This window comes from Streptomyces sp. URMC 127 (assembly GCF_051386535.1).
In the GTDB taxonomy this organism is placed as follows: domain Bacteria; phylum Actinomycetota; class Actinomycetes; order Streptomycetales; family Streptomycetaceae; genus Streptomyces.
The window spans coordinates 1-16,977 of record NZ_JBPQTW010000077.1; the positions used below are offsets into that span (position 1 = coordinate 1).

Sequence of the window (16,977 nt, forward strand, 5' to 3'; positions counted from 1 at the left end):
GGGCAATCGTCCCGCCCTGCGGGACGATTGCCCACAACCGGGGCCCGGGGCGATGCCCACCACCGGGCCGGGACGATTGCCCACAACCGGGTTCCGGGCGATTGTGAGCCCGCCGCAGGCGACACGCATCGTGCGCCTCCCGTGCGCCCTATGTCGCCGCAGAACCTTCCTTCGATAGGCTGTACTCACTCCGCCCCGTCGCAGACCGCTGCCGTGACCCACGGCATCGCCGTCGCGGCCCTTGCGGACGTTGCACGCCCCACCAAGGCCAGACCAAGGAGAGTCATCGAGCGATGGCCGGTCCCGCGTTCCGCGCCGCCGCTGTCCGCGTGCGCACCCCTGCCACCAGCGCAAACCTCGGCCCCGGCTTCGACGCCCTGGGCCTTTCGCTGGGGCTCTACGACGACGTCGTGGTCCGGGTGGCCGAGTCCGGGCTGCACATCGACATCGCCGGGGAGGGCGCCGACACCCTCCCGCGCGACGAGAGCCACCTCCTCGTCCGTGCCCTGCGCACCGCCTTCGACCTGCTCGGCGGCCAGCCGCGCGGCCTGGAGGTCGTCTGCGCCAACCGCATCCCGCACGGGCGCGGCCTCGGCTCGTCCTCGGCGGCCATCTGCGCGGGCATAGTCGCGGCCCGCGCCGTGACCATAGGCGGGGCCGAGAAGCTCGACGACGCGGCGCTGCTCGAGCTGGCCACCGAGATCGAGGGACACCCCGATAACGTCGCCGCATGCCTGATGGGCGGGTTCACCCTGGCGTGGATGGACGCCGGAGTGGCGCGGGCCATTCGGATGGACCCTGCGGATTCCATCGTTCCGGTGGTCTTCGTGCCGTCCCGGCCGGTGCTCACCGAGACCGCCCGGGGGCTCCTGCCGCGCAGCGTCCCCCATGTGGACGCGGCGGCCAACGCCGGCCGGGCCGCCCTGCTGGTCGAGGCGCTCACCAGGCGCCCCGAGCTGCTGCTGGCGGCCACCGAGGACCGGCTCCACCAGGAGTACCGCGCCCCGGCGATGCCGGAGAGCGTGGCCCTGGTCAACCGACTGCGCGCGGACGGCGTCCCCGCGGTCATCTCCGGCGCGGGACCGACGGTCCTCGCGCTGGTCGAAAGCGGTGCGGCCGACAAGGTCGCACGACTGGCGGGCGAGGGATGGGCGGCCAACCGGCTGACCCTCGACGCCGGGGGGACGAGCGTGCTGCCGCTCGCCTGACAGCGGAAATCCGGGCGAAACCCGGCTCCGCGAAAAATAGCGGTTGCCGGTCTTGGAGAGGGGGAATGTTTGTGGGATCCGGTAGTGTTAACCTCAAGTCTGCACTCGAAGCCACATCGGCTCGGTGCTCTGTGTCCCGATCAGGGGCCGCTTTTCTTCCGGGAGCCTCCCAAACTGCCTGAGCAGCCTGCCTGAGCAGCTTCGAGCACGCTCCGGAATCGGCGTGGGTGACATGAGTGAAGCCGATACTCCATGTCTTCACCTCATTCTTCACGCCGGACCAATGAACTGATTCTTCCGCCGTACCAGCCGTACCGGCGGACCACCGCCCCGGCCCGGTCCGCAACGCCAGACCGTAGCCGGACAGCACAACCGGTCGCCGAGCCAGACAGGCCGACGCCCGCTCCAGGGAAGGACCCCTTCGTGAGCGACACCACCGATCTGATGGGCGTGAACGCCGGAGCAGCCGGCAATGCCTCCGCGCCCGCCACGGACGCTCCCGCCGCGCCTGCCACCGGTGCTGCCACCGCCCCCAAGCGGCGCCGTTCGGGCACCGGCCTCGACGCCATGGTCCTGGCCGAGCTCCAGCAGCTCGCCTCGAGCCTCGGCATCAAGGGCACCGCGCGCATGCGCAAAGGCCAGCTGATCGAGGTCATCAAGGAGAGGCAGGCCGGAGGCTCCGCCGCGCCCGCCAAGGCCGAGACCGCGGCCGCGTCCGCCGAGACCAAGCCGAAGCGCCGTGCCACCTCCAAGGCCCGTACGGGCGAGGCGGCCGAGAAGGCCGAGGCCAAGCCCGCCGAGAAGGCTGCCCAGCAGCAGATCGAGATCCCCGGCCAGCCGTCCAGCGACGAGCAGCCCGCCGGCGAGCGCCGGCGCCGCCGGGCCACCGCGCCCGCCGGCAGCCCCGAGGCCGCCGAGGCCCAGCCGGCCGAGAAGGCCGTCCGCACCGAGGAGCGCGTCGAGACCTCGCCCGCCAAGGCCGAGGCCGCGCTGGACTCCGCCGAGGGCAAGGCCGCCAAGGCCGACCGCCAGGACCGTGGCGAGCGGGGCCAGAAGGGCGACCGCCGTGAGCGCGGCGAGCGGGGCGACCGTGGCGAGCGCGGCCAGCGCGACCGCCGTGAGCGCGGCCAGCGCGGCGACGACGCCCAGAAGGGCGACCGTCAGCAGCGCGACGGCCGCGGCGCGCAGCAGGGCGCCCAGGCCGGCCCGCAGGACGACGGCTACGACGACGAGGCGGGCGGCCGCCGCGGCCGCCGCGGGCGCTACCGCGACCGCCGTGGCCGCCGCGGCCGCGACGACTTCGCCGGCGAGCCGCAGCTCTCCGAGGACGACGTCCTGATCCCCGTCGCGGGCATCCTGGACATCCTCGACAACTACGCCTTCATCCGCACCTCCGGCTACCTGCCCGGCCCGAACGACGTCTACGTCTCCCTCGCCCAGGTCCGCAAGAACGGCCTGCGCAAGGGTGACCACGTCACCGGTGCCGTCCGCCAGCCGAAGGACGGCGAGCGCCGCGAGAAGTTCAACGCCCTCGTCCGCCTCGACTCGGTGAACGGCATGGCGCCCGAAACCGGCCGCGGCCGCCCCGAGTTCGGCAAGCTCACCCCGCTCTACCCGCAGGACCGGATGCGGTTGGAGACCGACCCGGGCGTGCTGACGACCCGGATCATCGACCTGGTCGCCCCCATCGGCAAGGGCCAGCGCGGTCTGATCGTGGCCCCGCCGAAGACCGGCAAGACCATGATCATGCAGGCGATCGCCAACGCGATCACCACCAACAACCCCGAGTGCCACCTGATGGTCGTCCTGGTCGACGAGCGTCCGGAAGAGGTCACCGACATGCAGCGGTCGGTCAAGGGCGAGGTCATCTCCTCGACCTTCGACCGCCCGGCCGAGGACCACACCACCGTCGCCGAGCTGGCCATCGAGCGCGCCAAGCGCCTCGTCGAGCTGGGTCACGACGTGGTCGTCCTGCTGGACTCGATCACCCGCCTGGGCCGCGCCTACAACCTGGCCGCCCCCGCCTCGGGCCGCATCCTGTCCGGTGGTGTCGACTCGACCGCGCTCTACCCGCCGAAGAAGTTCTTCGGTGCCGCGCGCAACATCGAGGACGGCGGCTCGCTGACCATCCTGGCCACCGCGCTGGTCGAGACCGGCTCGCGGATGGACGAGGTGATCTTCGAGGAGTTCAAGGGCACCGGCAACATGGAGCTCAAGCTCGACCGGAAGCTCTCGGACAAGCGCATCTTCCCGGCGGTGGACGTGGACGCCTCCAGCACCCGCAAGGAGGAGATCCTGCTGGGCGGCGAGGAGCTGTCGATCGTCTGGAAGCTGCGCCGGGTGCTGCACGCGCTCGACTCGCAGCAGGCGATCGAGCTGCTGCTCGACAAGATGAAGCAGACCAAGTCGAACGCCGAGTTCCTGATGCAGATCGCGAAGACCACGCCCTCCCCGGGCAACGGCAACGACTGATCCGCGTCCGGACGCGTAACAGCGGTTCGAAAAGGCCCCTCGTCACCTCGGTGGCGGGGGGCCTCCGCCGTTTCCGGCCCTCCGCCGCTTCCCCTGGTCACCGCCGGGCCGGCGCGGGCGCCCCCGCCGTGATCTTCCCGTGACATTCTGAGACATGCACCACAGCCGCCCGCCCTGAAAATGGCCGGAACCGATGACCTGCATTTGGCCGAAATCGCAGGTGGCAAGGGGTAGGAGAGATCGCCGGGCGAGCCGCCCGCAGGAGCCTTTCTAAGACAGTCCTCAGAAAAGGCTGTGCAACCCTGTCGCAGACTTCCCCGTCAATCAGCGCAGGGGGGACGAGCCGGGCAGGAAACCCGGGGACAGCGGAGGACTGAGGAGCGCATGGCCGAGGAGAGCAGGGGCACGTCCGCGGGTTCGCACCGCCGCCGTGCCGGCGGGAAGCGCGGCCGCCGCCGCAAGCCCGCCCCCCGCCGCAAGGGCTGGCGAATAGCCGCCTGGACGGCCACCGGCGTGGTCCTCGTGGGCGGTGCCGGGGCGGGAATCCTCTACTACAAGTTCAACGGCAACCTCAGCAGCGTCGACATCAACGCCGCCCTGGGCAAGAACCGGCCGGAGAACATCGACAACGGCTCGCAGGACATCCTCGTCCTCGGCTCCGACTCCCGGGCCGGCGCCAACGGCGCCTACGGCCGGGACGAGGGCACCTCCCGCTCCGACACCGCGATGATCGTCCACGTCTACGCGGGTCACAAGAAGGCGAGCGTCGTGAGTATCCCGCGGGACACCATGGTCCCGCGCCCCGCCTGCCGCACCGCCGACGGCAAGAAGAGCCCCGCCGTGAAGGCCGCCCAGTTCAACGAGGCGTACACGGTCGGCGGCGCGGCCTGCGCGGTCGCGACCGTCGAGGCGATGACCAACATCCGGATGGACCACTATCTGGAGGTCGACTTCGCCGGCTTCCAGAAGCTGATCGACAAGCTCGGCGGCGTCGAGGTCACCACGACCAAGCCCATCAAGGACAAGTGGAGCCACCTCAACCTGGAGCCGGGCACCCACCAGCTCAACGGCGAGCAGTCGCTCGGCCTCGTGCGCACCCGGCACGGCGTCGGCGACGGCAGCGACCTCGGCCGGATCAAGCTGCAGCAGGCCTTCATCAAGGCCCTGCTCGACCAGGTCAAGCAGATCGGCCTGTTCACCAGCCCCACCAAGCTCTACGGGATCGCCGACACCGCCACCAAGGCGCTCACCACCGACCGCGAGCTGGCCTCCGTCGACAAGCTGTACTCCTTCGCGAACGGCCTCAAGGGCATCGGCTCAGGGGACATGCACATGGTGACCCTGCCCGTGGGCGACGACCCCGCCGACCACAACCGGGTGATCCCGATCGCCGAGGCGAGCACCAGGATCTGGGACGCGCTCCGCGCCGACCAGCCCATCCCCGAGGACGCGGTCAAGGACGGCGCGGGCACCAAGACCGGCGCCGACGACGTGGTGAAATGAGCCCGGCCGTCCCGTACGACCGGCTCTGAGCAGGGCCGCGGACGCCCGGGAATAACCGGCCGCGACCTCCCGTTTTGGGGGATGCGGCCAGTACTGGCAAACTGGTCCGTCGGCCCCGGTTCACGTAAGGCAATCCCGCCTCTACGACCCGGAGCCCTCCCGAACCTAGGAGAACCCCTTGAAGCGCGACATCCACCCGGAGTACGTCGAGACCCAGGTCAGCTGCACCTGTGGCGCCTCGTTCACCACGCGTAGCACCGTCGCCGACGGCACCATCCGTGCCGACGTGTGCTCCGAGTGCCACCCGTTCTACACGGGCAAGCAGAAGATCCTCGACACCGGTGGCCGCGTGGCGCGGTTCGAGGCCCGCTTCGGCAAGGCCGCCGGGTCCGCGAAGAAGTAGCGACCCGCAGGCGCCGGTCGGTCGCCCTCCCGTGTGCGAGGGCGACCGGACCGGCGCTTTGTCGTCCAGCAGGCACGGCAGCAGGCCGTCACTTCAGCAGGCCCGTCACTTCCAGCAGCTAGGGAAACCCCATGTTCGAGGCAGTCGAGGAACTGATCGGCGAGCACGCCGACCTCGAGAAGCGGCTCGCCGACCCCGCCGTCCACGCGGACCAGGCCAACGCCCGCAAGCTCAACAAGCGCTACGCCGAGCTGACGCCGATCGTCGGGACCTACCGCTCCTGGAAGCAGGCCGGGGACGACATCGAGACCGCTCGCGAGCTCGCCGCCGACGATCCGGACTTCGCCGCCGAGGTCAAGGACCTGGAGAAGCAGCGCGAGGAGCTCACCGACAAGCTCCGCCTGCTCCTCGTCCCGCGCGACCCGAGCGACGACAAGGACGTCATCCTGGAGATCAAGGCCGGTGCGGGCGGCGACGAGTCCGCGCTGTTCGCCGGCGACCTCCTGCGGATGTACCTGCGCTACGCCGAGCGCGTCGGCTGGAAGACCGAGATCATCGACTCCACCGAGTCCGAGCTCGGCGGCTACAAGGACGTCCAGGTCGCGGTGAAGACCAAGGGCGGCAACGGCGCCACCGAGCCCGGCCAGGGCGTCTGGGCCCGCCTGAAGTACGAGGGCGGCGTCCACCGCGTCCAGCGCGTGCCCGCCACCGAGTCCCAGGGCCGCATCCACACCTCCGCCGCCGGCGTGCTCGTCACGCCCGAGGCCGAGGAGGTCGACGTCGAGATCAACATGAACGACCTGCGCATCGACGTCTACCGCTCCTCCGGCCCCGGCGGCCAGTCGGTCAACACCACCGACTCCGCGGTGCGCATCACCCACCTGCCGACCGGCGTCGTCGCCTCCTGCCAGAACGAGAAGAGCCAGCTCCAGAACAAGGAGCAGGCCCTGCGCATCCTGCGCTCGCGGCTGCTCGCCGCGGCCCAGGAGAAGGCCGAGGCCGAGGCCGCCGACGCCCGCCGCAGCCAGGTCCGCACCGTCGACCGCTCCGAGAAGATCCGCACGTACAACTTCCCGGAGAACCGCATCTCGGACCACCGGGTCGGCTTCAAGGCGTACAACTTGGACCAGGTGCTCGACGGCGAGCTGGATCCGGTGATCCAGGCGTGCGTCGACGCCGACTCCGCCGCCAAGCTCGCCGCCGCGAGCTGACCGAAGACCGCCGCAACCGTCCGCGACCGCCGGCCCGGCCCTCCCGGGAGGGCCGGCCACCGGCCGGGGACGACGACACGAAGACGCGAGAGGACCACTGTGAATCTGCTGCTCGCCGAAGTGGCGCAAGCCACTCAGCGGCTGGCCGACGCCGGCGTACCTTCTCCGCGCTTCGACGCGGAGGAGCTCGCGGCCTTCGTGCACGGCGTCAAGCGGGGTGAGCTGCACCAGGTCGCGGACGCCGACTTCGACGCCCGCTACTGGGAGGCCGTCGCCCGCCGCGAGGCCCGCGAGCCCCTCCAGCACATCACCGGCCGCGCCTTCTTCCGCTACCTGGAGCTCCAGGTCGGCCCCGGCGTGTTCGTGCCCCGCCCCGAGACCGAGTCGGTCGTCGGCTGGGCCATAGACGCCGTCCGGGCCATGGACGTCGTCGAACCCCTGATCGTCGACCTGTGCACCGGCTCCGGCGCCATCGCCCTCGCCCTCGCCCAGGAGGTCCCCCGCTCGCGCGTGCACGCCGTCGAGCTGGACGAGACCGCCCTCGGCTGGGCCCGCAAGAACACCGAGGGCTCCCGCGTCACCCTGCACCACGGCGACGCCCTCACCGCGCTGCCCGAGCTCGACGGCCAGGTCGACCTCGTCATCAGCAACCCCCCGTACATCCCGCTCACCGAGTGGGAGTACGTCGCCCCCGAGGCCCGCGACCACGACCCGCAGCTCGCCCTGTTCTCCGGCGAGGACGGCCTCGACGCCATCCGCGGCATCGAGCGCACCGCCCACCGGCTGCTCCGCCCGGGCGGCGTCGTCGTCATCGAGCACGCCGACACCCAGGGCGGGCAGGTCCCGTGGATCTTCACCGAGGAGAAGGGCTGGGCCGACGCGGCCGACCACCCCGACCTCAACAAGCGCCCGCGGTTCGCCACGGCCCGCAGGGCGACCGCGTGACCGGCACACCGGCACCCACCCCGTACAGCAAGCGCTTCGCGAAGGAGATGTGATGGCACGGCGATACGACTGCAGCGACGCGACCGACCGCAAGACCGGCCTGCGCGAGGCCGTCGCCGCGGTGCGCCGCGGCGAGCTGGTCGTGCTGCCCACCGACACCGTGTACGGCATCGGTGCGGACGCCTTCAGCAGCGAGGCCGTCGGCGATCTCCTGCAGGCCAAGGGCCGCGGCCGCGGCATGCCCTCGCCCGTCCTCGTCGGCTCCCCGAACACCCTGCACGGGCTCGTCACCGACTTCTCCGAGCAGGCCTGGGAGCTCGTCGACGCCTTCTGGCCCGGCGCGCTCACCCTCGTCGCCACCCACCAGCCCTCCCTGACCTGGGACCTGGGCGAGACCCGCGGCACGGTCGCCGTCCGGATGCCGCTGCACCCGGTCGCCATCGAGCTGCTCACCGAGTTCGGCCCGATGGCCGTCTCCAGCGCCAACCTCACCGGCCACCCGGCGCCGCAGTCCTGCGACGCCGCCCAGGAGATGCTCGGCGACTCCGTCTCCGTCTACCTCGACGGCGGCCCCACCCCCGCCGACGTGCCGTCCTCCATCGTGGACGTCACCGGAAAGGTGCCCGTCCTGCTGCGCGCCGGCGCGATCAGCGCCGAGCAGCTCCGCGAGGTGGTACCCGACCTCGAGGTGGCGAATTGATCGCCCCGCAGGGGCGTGGCATAGCGGGACCGGACACGGCGGCCGAGGCCGGCACCTTCCGCATCCTCCACGTCAGCACCGGCAACGTCTGCCGCTCGCCCATCACCGAGCGGCTGACCCGCCACGCGCTCACCGACCGCCTCGGCGACCCCTTCGCGGGCGGCCTGGTGGTGGAGAGCGCGGGGACCTGGGGCCACGAGGGCGCGCCGATGGAGGCGCACGCCGCCACCGTCCTCGCGGACCTCGGCGCCGACCCCGCCGGGTTCACCGGCCGGGAGCTGCTGGACGAGCACGTCATCCGCGCCGACCTGGTCCTGACCGCCACCCGCGACCACCGCGCCCAGGTCATCTCCATGGGCCACTCGGCGGGGCTGCGCACCTTCACGCTGAAGGAGTTCACCCGGCTGGTGCGGGCCATAGACCCGGCGACGCTCCCGGACCCCGAGCGGGCCGGCGGCGTGGTCGAGCGCGCCCGCGCCCTCGTGCAGGCCGCGGCCGCGCTGCGCGGCTGGCTGCTGGCCCCGAACGCCGAGGCGGACGAGGTCCACGACCCCTACGGCGCGCCCATCACCTTCTTCCGCTCCATCGGCGCGGAGATCGACCAGGCCCTGGACCCGGTCGTCACGGCCCTGACGGGCGTACCGCGCCCCTGAGGGGCGCGGGCCAACTGCGCGACCGGCCACGAGGCACCCGCACTGGGCAGCTGCCGGGCAAACCGGACATCCGAGGTGCGGCGGGCCTACATTAGGGGTAAACCTCCGCAACGCCCGGAGCCCCCGATGTCCGTCACCTCACCGACCACCCAGGGCATCCCCGCCGCGCCGCCGGCATGGAGCGGCCTGGACCTGCTGACGCGGCAGGACCCGGAGCTCGCCGAGCTGGTCCTCGGCGAGGCCCGCCGCCAGGCGGAGGGCCTCCAGCTGATCGCCGCCGAGAACTTCACCTCGCCCGCCGTCCTCGCCGTCCTCGGCTCCCCGCTGGCCAACAAGTACGCCGAGGGCTATCCCGGCGCCCGCCACCACGGCGGCTGCGAGCTGGTCGACCTGGCCGAGCGCACCGCGGCCGACCGCGCGAGGGCCCTCTTCGGCGCCGAGCACGCCAACGTGCAGCCCCACTCGGGCTCCGCCGCGATGCTCGCCGCCTACGCCGCGCTGCTGGACCCCGGCGACACGGTGCTCGCGATGGGCCTGCGGCACGGCGGCCACCTCACCCACGGCTCCCCGGCCAACTTCTCCGGCCGCTGGTACGACTTCGTGGGCTACGGCGTCCGCCCGGACAACGGCCTGATCGACTACGACCGGGTGCAGGCCCTGGCCCGCGAGCACCGGCCCGCGGCGATCGTCTGCGGCTCGATCTCGTATCCGCGCCACCCCGACTACGCGGCCTTCCGCGAGATCGCCGACGACGTCGGTGCCCTCCTGATCGCGGACGCCGCTCACCCGATCGGGCTGGTCGCCGGGGGAGCGGCGCCGAGCCCCGTCCCGTACGCCGACGTGGTGTGCGCGACGACCCACAAGGTGCTGCGCGGGCCGCGCGGCGGGATGATCCTGTGCCGCGCGGAGCTGGCGAGCCGGATCGACCGGGCGGTCTTCCCGTTCACGCAGGGCGGGGCGCAGATGCACACCGTCGCGGCCAAGGCGGTGGCGTTCGGGGAGGCGGCGACGCCGGCCTTCGCCGCGTACGCCCATCAGGTGGTCGCCAACGCGCGCGTCCTTGCCGCCGTCCTGGCCGCTGAGGGCCTTTCTGTGACGACGGGCGGCACCGACACGCATCTCATCACCGCGGACGTCTCGCGGCTCGCCCTGGAGGCCTCCACGGCCCGCGGCAGGCTCGCGGCGGGCTTCCCGCCCTACGCTCCTTATCCCGGCCACATCTGACGGCTGCAACCATCGCGGGTGGCCGTACGTCTACAGCTGTATTCACGGATCGGGGGCGGACGCGAATATGGTGTGGGGCTGTGATGTCCAGCGCGACCTCTGGGGCAGCCCGTGCGTGAATACCTGCTGACGCTGTGCGTCACCGCGGCAGTCACCTACCTGCTGACGGGACCGGTGCGGAAGTTCGCGATCGTGGCCGGCGCGATGCCGGAGATCCGCGCGCGCGACGTGCACCGGGAGCCGACGCCACGGCTCGGCGGGATCGCGATGTTCGGCGGCCTCTGCGCGGGCCTGCTGGTGGCGGCCCACCTGTCCAACCTGGGCAAGGTCTTCGAGCTGCACAACGAGCCGCGGGCGCTGCTCTCGGGCGCCGGGCTGATCTGGATCCTCGGCGTGCTGGACGACAAGTGGGGCGTGGACGCCCTGGTCAAGCTGGGCGGCCAGATGATCGCCGCCGGTGTGATGGTGCTCCAGGGCCTGACGATCCTGTGGATCCCCGTGCCCGGCGTGGGCACCGTCAGCCTCACCCCGATGCAGGGCACGCTGCTCACCGTCGCGCTCGTCGTCATCACCATCAACGCGGTCAATTTCGTCGACGGCCTGGACGGCCTGGCCTCCGGAATGGTGTGCATCGCCGCCGCCGCGTTCTTCCTCTACGCCTACCGGCTCTGGTTCGGGCACAACGTGGAGGCGGCCGCTCCCGCGACGCTGTTCGCCGCGATCCTGATGGGCATGTGCCTGGGATTCCTCCCGCACAACATGCATCCTGCACGCATCTTTATGGGCGATTCCGGCTCGATGCTCATCGGCCTGGTGCTGGCCGCGGGCGCCATTTCCATCACCGGCCAGGTCGACCCCGATGTGCTCAATGCCTTCACGGGCGGTTCGGAGCGCGCCGTCGTGCACGCGACGGTGCCGGTCTACATCCCGCTGCTGCTGCCGCTGACGGTGATCGCGGTGCCGGTCGCCGACCTCCTGCTGGCCATCGTGCGGCGCACGTGGAACGGCCAGTCGCCGTTCGCCGCGGACCGCGGTCACCTGCACCACCGGCTGCTGGAGATCGGACACTCGCACAGCCGTGCGGTGCTGATCATGTACTTCTGGTCGGGGCTCATCGCCTTCGGCACCGTCGCCTACTCCGTGCACTCGGCGAGCACCTGGATCCTGCTGCTGATCGTCGCGCTGAGCGCGGCGGGCCTCGTCCTCCTGTTGCTGCCGCGCTTCAAGCCGCGGGCCCCGCGCTGGGCCGAGGCGTTCGTGCCGCCGCGCTACCGCCGCCGCAAGGTCGTGGCCGCGGAGCCGGCCGCGGCGGTGGCCGCGGAGCCGGAGCAGGGGCAGGAGCCCGGAGAGCAGCGCGAGCCCGTGCCGGCCGGCATCCACGGCGCCACCGCCATCGGGGACCGCTCCCGTTTCAGCAGGATCACCAGCAACAGCTGAAATCCGGGTGCCCCTACCAGAGAACCGGCCCTTCGTCAGCGCCCTGACCAGCGACGTGACCCTTGCGTGTGACGTCCGGCACACGATGTAGGTAAAGACCTCATCAAATAGTTTGTGATACCGTTCACGAAACCCGGTGCTAGAGCCGATGGACCGTAGTGCGGCGGTCCTTCGTCGCAAGCCGTGAGCATTTCCGGGGATACGCTCGTCCACGACGAATCGTTGCTTCCGACCTCATCGCCGGAGAAACCCTTCATGCAGTCCAACGACGCCCGAACACTCCTGCAGTGCGCCGTCCCGACCGCCGTGGCAGGCGTCATCGCCGCCGTGCTGGGCGGCGTGCTCGCCGGCGGCAAGGGTGCGCTCGGCGCCGTCGTCGGCACCCTCGTGGCGGGCGGCGTGATGGCCCTGGGGCTCTTCGTTCTCCAGCGCACGGCCAAGTCCTTCCCGCACCTGTTCCAGGCCATGGGCCTGGTGCTCTACGTGACGCAGTTCCTGATCTCCGCGGTCGTTCTCGCGGTCTTCCGGGACACGTCGCTGTTCAACACCCGGGCGTTCGCCTTCGCGCTGCTCGGCGCGGTCCTCGTGTGGACCGCCGCGCAGACCCGGGCGTATCTGAAGGCCAAGATCCTTTACGTCGATCCGGAATCCGCCGAGGCGCAGAAGTCCGCCCCCGCCGGGTCTCCGACGTGACCGGTAGGGCCGCGATAAAGGTGCCGGCGCTCACCTGCTATCGTCCGGTGCCATCTGAGGCACAGTGGGCGCAGGCAGCTGAACACCCGAGTTTCCCGGGACGGAATCGGCAGTCCATGCAGCTGATGCCCGCGACCGGCGCCACGCCGATCACCCGCCCCCCCATCCGCAAGACCAGTCCAGTGCCGTTCCGCGGCTTCGAGCCGTGCCGACACAACGAGGTTGCCGTACCTATGCGCCACGCTGAAGGAGCTCGCGGTGAGTGCTAACGAGATGCTCGCCTTCGAGACCAATTGCCACATCTTCGATGGGTGCGGCTTCCCGGCCCCAGGCCTGAACTCCTTCCTCTTCGAGCCGCTCTTCACCGTCGGTGGGATCGAGTTCAACAAGCCCATGCTGCTGGCCGTGCTGACCACGGTCATCGTCATCGGCTTCTTCTGGGCGGCCTTCGGCCGGGCCAAGGTGGTCCCCGGCAAGCTGCAGATGGTCGGTGAGGCGGGCTACGACTTCGTGCGCCGCGGCATCGTCTACGACTCGCTCGGCAAGAAGGAGGGCGAGAAGTACGTCCCCTTCATGGTCTCGCTGTTCTTCTTCGTCTGGATCATGAACCTCTGGTCGATCATCCCGGTCGCCCAGTTCCCGGTGACGTCGATCATCGCCTTCCCGGCGGCGCTCGCCCTGATCGTCTACGTCCTGTGGATGTACCTGACGTTCAAGAAGCACGGTTTCGTCGGCGGCCTCAAGAACATCACCGGCTACGACAAGTCGCTGGGCCCGATCCTCCCGCTCGCGGTGATCCTCGAGTTCTTCTCGAACGTGATCATCCGCCCCTTCACCCACGCGGTGCGGCTCTTCGCCAACATGTTCGCCGGTCACCTGCTGATCCTGATGTTCACCATCGCCAGCTGGTACCTGCTGAACGGGATCGGGATCGCCTACGCCGGTGTGTCCTTCGTGATGACCGTCGTGATGACCGCCTTCGAGCTCTTCATCCAGGCCGTCCAGGCGTACGTCTTCGTGCTGCTGGCCACCAACTACGTCCAGGGCGCGCTCGCAGAGCACCACTGAGCACCCCCGCTCCCCAGACCAACAGTCGTCCGGTGGCCAACCCCCACCGGTCCGTGAAAGAGAAGGAAGAACGAGCATGTCTGCTGCTCTCCAGACCATCGCCGCTGGTGTCGAGATCAAGGGCAACCTGGGCTCGATCGGCTACGGCCTGGCCGCGATCGGCCCCGGCGTCGGCGTCGGCATCGTGTTCGGTAACGGCACCCAGGCCCTGGCCCGCCAGCCCGAGGCCGCCGGCCTGATCCGCGCCAACCAGATCCTCGGCTTCGCCTTCTGTGAGGCGCTCGCCCTGATCGGTCTGGTCATGCCGTTCGTCTACCCGTCCGCCTGATCACAGCCTGACGACCACTGTTTTCGACGGAAGGCATTGATGTGAATCCCCTGGCAGTCCTGGCGAGCGAGGGGGAGCTGGAGAACCCGCTCCTGCCCCCGCTCCCAGAGCTCGTCATCGGCCTGATCGCCTTCGCCATCGTCTTCATCTTCCTCGGCAAGAAGCTCCTCCCGAAGATCAACCAGACTCTGGACGAGCGCCGCGAGGCCATCGAAGGCGGCATGGAGAAGGCCGAGGCCGCCCAGGCCGAGGCGCAGCAGGTGCTCGAGGACTACCGGGCCCAGCTCGCCGACGCCCGCCATGAGGCCGCCCGCATGCGCCAGGAGGCGCAGGAGCAGGGTGCGTCGATGATCGCAGAGATGCGGTCCGAGGGTGAGCGTCAGCGCGAGGAGATCATCGCTGCCGGTCACGCCCAGATCGAGGCCGACCGCAAGGCCGCTTCGGCCTCGCTCCGCCAGGACGTCGGCAAGCTCGCCAGCGACCTGGCCGGCCGGATCGTCGGCGAGTCCCTCGCGGACGCGGCCCGGCAGAGCCGGACCATCGACCGCTTCCTCGACGACCTCGAGGCCAAGGCGGCGGCCGGTGCGACGAAGGCAGAGGCGAACCGATGAGCGGAGCGAGCCGGGAGGCGCTGGCCTCCGCACGTGAGCGCCTCGACGCGCTGGCGGACAACACGTCCGTGGACGCGGCGAAGCTCGCCGAGGACCTGGCCGCGGTCACCGCGCTGCTGGACCGCGAGGTCTCGCTGCGCCGGGTCCTGACCGACCCGGCGCAGCCGGGCGAGGCCAAGTCCCAGCTGGCCCAGCGGCTGCTCGGCGGCCAGGTGGGCGGCGAGTGCGCCGACCTGGTCTCCGGGATGGTCCGCTCCCGCTGGTCGCGCTCGCGCGACCTGGTGGACGCCATCGAGGAGCTGGCCTCCGGCGCCGAGTTCATCGCCGCCGAGCGCGCCGGTGTCCTGGACGACGTCGAGGACGAGCTGTTCCGCTTCGGCCGGATCGTCGCCTCCAGCTCCGAGCTGCGGGCCGCGCTGACGGACAAGGTCGCGAACCGCTCGGCCAAGGCCGCGCTGGTGCGGGAGCTGCTGGGGGGCCGGGCGAATCCGGTCACCGAGCGTCTCGTCGTCCGTCTTGTGGCACAGCCGCGGGGCCGTAGCCTGGAGGCGGGGCTGAACGCCCTCTCCAAGCTGGCAGCGGATCGCCGGGACCGGGTGGTCGCGGTGGTCACGTCCGCGGTGCCGATGAGCGACGCCCAGAAGCAGCGGCTCGGCGACGCCCTCGCCAAGCTGTACGGGCGCCGTGTCCACCTCAACCTGGACATCGACCCCGAGATCCTCGGCGGTGTGCAGGTGCGGATCGGCGACGAGGTCATCAACGGCAGCATCGCGGACCGCCTCGCCGAGGCGGACCGGCGGATGGCCGGCTGACAGCCACCAACTCAAGAGCATGACTGACGGCCCGAGTTGGGCCGACGGTGTCCTCCGGGGGCCAGCAGCGCAAGCTGCGGGAACCGGCCTCCGGAGAAGAAATACTTCGGGCCCAACAAGGAGAGCAGGGAACCCAGATGGCGGAGCTCACGATCCGGCCGGAGGAGATCCGGGACGCGCTGGAGAACTTTGTCCAGGCGTACAAGCCGGACGCGGCCTCGCGCGAGGAGGTCGGTACGGTCAGCGTTGCCGGCGACGGCATCGCTAAGGTCGAGGGCCTTCCCTCGGCCATGGCGAACGAGCTGCTGCGGTTCGAGGACGGAACCCTCGGTCTCGCCCTCAACCTCGAGGAGCGCGAGATCGGTGCGGTCGTCCTCGGCGAGTTCAGCGGCATCGAGGAGGGCCAGCCGGTGCAGCGCACCGGTGAGGTGCTCTCCGTCGCGGTCGGCGAGGGCTACCTCGGCCGCGTCGTCGACCCGCTGGGCAACCCGATCGACGGCCTCGGCGAGATCGCGACCGAGGGCCGGCGCGCCCTTGAGCTGCAGGCCCCCACGGTCATGCAGCGCAAGTCGGTCCACGAGCCGATGGAGACCGGCTACAAGGCCGTCGACGCGATGACCCCGGTCGGCCGCGGTCAGCGTCAGCTGATCATCGGTGACCGCCAGACCGGCAAGACCGCGCTGGCCGTCGACACGATCATCAACCAGCGCGACAACTGGCGCACGGGCGACCCGAAGAAGCAGGTCCGCTGCATCTACGTCGCCATCGGCCAGAAGGGCTCGACCATCGCCTCCGTGCGCGCCGCGCTGGAGGAGGCCGGTGCGCTGGAGTACACGACGATCGTCGCGGCCCCCGCGTCCGACCCGGCGGGCTTCAAGTTCCTCGCCCCCTACACCGGCTCGGCCATCGGTCAGCACTGGATGTACCAGGGCAAGCACGTCCTGATCGTCTTCGACGACCTGTCGAAGCAGGCCGACGCCTACCGCGCCGTGTCCCTGCTGCTGCGCCGCCCGCCGGGCCGTGAGGCCTACCCGGGTGACGTCTTCTACCTGCACTCGCGTCTGCTGGAGCGCTGCGCCAAGCTCTCCGACGAGATGGGCGCCGGTTCCATGACCGGTCTGCCGATCGTCGAGACCAAGGCCAACGACGTCTCGGCGTTCATCCCGACCAACGTCATCTCCATCACCGACGGCCAGTGCTTCCTGGAGTCCGACCTGTTCAACGCCGGCCAGCGCCCGGCCCTGAACGTCGGTATCTCGGTCTCCCGTGTCGGTGGCTCCGCCCAGCACAAGGCCATGAAGCAGGTCTCCGGCCGGCTCCGCGTGGACCTCGCCCAGTTCCGTGAGCTGGAGGCCTTCGCCGCCTTCGGTTCCGACCTGGACGCCGCCTCCAAGGCCTCGCTGGAGCGCGGTAAGCGCATGGTCGAGCTGCTGAAGCAGGCGCAGTACGCCCCGTACTCCACCGAGGACCAGGTCGTCTCCATCTGGGCCGGCACCACCGGCAAGATGGACGACGTCCCGGTCGAGGACATCCGCCGCTTCGAGCGCGAGCTGCTGGACTTCCTGCACCGCGAGCACAAGGGCCTCATGACCTCCATCCGTGAGGGCGGCAAGATGTCCGACGACACGCTGCAGGCCGTGGGCGACGCCATCGCGTCCTTCAAGCAGCAGTTCGAGACCTCGGACGGCAAGCTGCTGGGCGAGGGCTGA

The 16,977-nt window shown here is 70.7% G+C and carries 16 protein-coding genes; all 16 read left to right on the forward strand.

The genetic code is table 11. The annotated features are described in order from the left end of the window. Nucleotides 1–293 precede the first annotated feature (293 nt). The 16 genes from thrB to atpA all read left to right on the forward strand — a co-directional run bounded on the left by thrB (nucleotide 294) and on the right by atpA (nucleotide 16,977). On the forward strand, nucleotides 294–1,208 hold the full coding sequence (thrB, locus tag ACSNOH_RS17530) for a homoserine kinase (RefSeq protein WP_436722286.1): 915 nt from the start codon (nucleotides 294–296) through the stop codon (nucleotides 1,206–1,208). 423 nt (nucleotides 1,209–1,631) lie between these two features. Further along, nucleotides 1,632–3,680: a transcription termination factor Rho gene (gene rho / locus ACSNOH_RS17535; protein WP_436722287.1), complete on the forward strand. Its 2,049-nt coding sequence runs from the start codon at nucleotides 1,632–1,634 to the stop codon at nucleotides 3,678–3,680. 384 nt (nucleotides 3,681–4,064) lie between these two features. After that, the gene (locus ACSNOH_RS17540; protein WP_436722288.1) at nucleotides 4,065–5,183 is read left to right on the forward strand and encodes an LCP family protein; all 1,119 of its coding nucleotides are present in this window, start codon (nucleotides 4,065–4,067) and stop codon (nucleotides 5,181–5,183) included. A 178-nt stretch (nucleotides 5,184–5,361) separates the two neighbouring features. Further along, nucleotides 5,362–5,586: a 50S ribosomal protein L31 gene (gene rpmE / locus ACSNOH_RS17545; RefSeq protein WP_058046284.1), complete on the forward strand. Its 225-nt coding sequence runs from the start codon at nucleotides 5,362–5,364 to the stop codon at nucleotides 5,584–5,586. 131 nt (nucleotides 5,587–5,717) lie between these two features. Beyond that, nucleotides 5,718–6,797, forward strand: a complete 1,080-nt coding sequence (gene prfA, locus ACSNOH_RS17550) for a peptide chain release factor 1 (protein WP_106679165.1) — start codon at nucleotides 5,718–5,720, stop codon at nucleotides 6,795–6,797. A 99-nt stretch (nucleotides 6,798–6,896) separates the two neighbouring features. After that, entirely contained in the window at nucleotides 6,897–7,742 is an 846-nt protein-coding gene (prmC, locus tag ACSNOH_RS17555) for a peptide chain release factor N(5)-glutamine methyltransferase (protein ID WP_436722289.1), read from the forward strand. A 52-nt stretch (nucleotides 7,743–7,794) separates the two neighbouring features. After that, nucleotides 7,795–8,442 (forward strand): L-threonylcarbamoyladenylate synthase, encoded by a 648-nt coding sequence (locus tag ACSNOH_RS17560; protein ID WP_436722290.1) that lies wholly within the window; start codon nucleotides 7,795–7,797, stop codon nucleotides 8,440–8,442. Then, entirely contained in the window at nucleotides 8,439–9,095 is a 657-nt protein-coding gene (locus tag ACSNOH_RS17565) for a protein-tyrosine-phosphatase (protein WP_436722291.1), read from the forward strand. Before ACSNOH_RS17560 ends, ACSNOH_RS17565 begins: the two co-directional genes overlap by 4 nt. Nucleotides 9,096–9,221: 126 nt before the next feature. Further along, entirely contained in the window at nucleotides 9,222–10,319 is a 1,098-nt protein-coding gene (gene glyA / locus ACSNOH_RS17570) for a serine hydroxymethyltransferase (protein WP_436722292.1), read from the forward strand. Nucleotides 10,320–10,430: 111 nt separating this feature from the next. Then, nucleotides 10,431–11,756 carry an MraY family glycosyltransferase gene (locus ACSNOH_RS17575; protein WP_436722293.1) on the forward strand — a complete coding sequence of 442 codons (1,326 nt, stop codon included), beginning with the start codon at nucleotides 10,431–10,433 and terminating at the stop codon, nucleotides 11,754–11,756. A 255-nt stretch (nucleotides 11,757–12,011) separates the two neighbouring features. Continuing rightward, entirely contained in the window at nucleotides 12,012–12,449 is a 438-nt protein-coding gene (locus ACSNOH_RS17580; RefSeq protein WP_436722294.1) for a hypothetical protein, read from the forward strand. Between the two features lie 273 nt (nucleotides 12,450–12,722). Beyond that, a complete protein-coding gene (gene atpB, locus ACSNOH_RS17585) occupies nucleotides 12,723–13,517 on the forward strand; it encodes a F0F1 ATP synthase subunit A (protein WP_030367997.1) in 795 nt (264 codons plus the stop codon). A 76-nt stretch (nucleotides 13,518–13,593) separates the two neighbouring features. Continuing rightward, nucleotides 13,594–13,845 carry an ATP synthase F0 subunit C gene (gene atpE, locus ACSNOH_RS17590; RefSeq protein WP_087926250.1) on the forward strand — a complete coding sequence of 84 codons (252 nt, stop codon included), beginning with the start codon at nucleotides 13,594–13,596 and terminating at the stop codon, nucleotides 13,843–13,845. A gap of 41 nt (nucleotides 13,846–13,886) precedes the next feature. After that, nucleotides 13,887–14,456, forward strand: a complete 570-nt coding sequence (locus ACSNOH_RS17595; protein ID WP_364893649.1) for a F0F1 ATP synthase subunit B — start codon at nucleotides 13,887–13,889, stop codon at nucleotides 14,454–14,456. Then, nucleotides 14,453–15,268, forward strand: a complete 816-nt coding sequence (locus tag ACSNOH_RS17600; protein ID WP_436722295.1) for a F0F1 ATP synthase subunit delta — start codon at nucleotides 14,453–14,455, stop codon at nucleotides 15,266–15,268. Before ACSNOH_RS17595 ends, ACSNOH_RS17600 begins: the two co-directional genes overlap by 4 nt. Nucleotides 15,269–15,405: 137 nt before the next feature. Further along, entirely contained in the window at nucleotides 15,406–16,977 is a 1,572-nt protein-coding gene (gene atpA / locus ACSNOH_RS17605; protein ID WP_436722296.1) for a F0F1 ATP synthase subunit alpha, read from the forward strand.

Bases quoted from the DNA above. Each gene is read 5' to 3' on its own strand.
- ACSNOH_RS17540 (WP_436722288.1), top strand. From the start codon at position 4,065: ATGGCCGAGGAGAGCAGGGGCACGTCCGCGGGTTCGCACCGCCGCCGT.
- atpE (WP_087926250.1), top strand. From the start codon at position 13,594: ATGTCTGCTGCTCTCCAGACCATCGCCGCTGGTGTCGAGATCAAGGGC.
- thrB (WP_436722286.1), top strand. From the start codon at position 294: ATGGCCGGTCCCGCGTTCCGCGCCGCCGCTGTCCGCGTGCGCACCCCT.
- atpA (WP_436722296.1), top strand. From the start codon at position 15,406: ATGGCGGAGCTCACGATCCGGCCGGAGGAGATCCGGGACGCGCTGGAG.
- atpB (WP_030367997.1), top strand. From the start codon at position 12,723: ATGCTCGCCTTCGAGACCAATTGCCACATCTTCGATGGGTGCGGCTTC.
- ACSNOH_RS17560 (WP_436722290.1), top strand. From the start codon at position 7,795: ATGGCACGGCGATACGACTGCAGCGACGCGACCGACCGCAAGACCGGC.
- ACSNOH_RS17600 (WP_436722295.1), top strand. From the start codon at position 14,453: ATGAGCGGAGCGAGCCGGGAGGCGCTGGCCTCCGCACGTGAGCGCCTC.
- ACSNOH_RS17580 (WP_436722294.1), top strand. From the start codon at position 12,012: ATGCAGTCCAACGACGCCCGAACACTCCTGCAGTGCGCCGTCCCGACC.
- glyA (WP_436722292.1), top strand. From the start codon at position 9,222: ATGTCCGTCACCTCACCGACCACCCAGGGCATCCCCGCCGCGCCGCCG.
- prfA (WP_106679165.1), top strand. From the start codon at position 5,718: ATGTTCGAGGCAGTCGAGGAACTGATCGGCGAGCACGCCGACCTCGAG.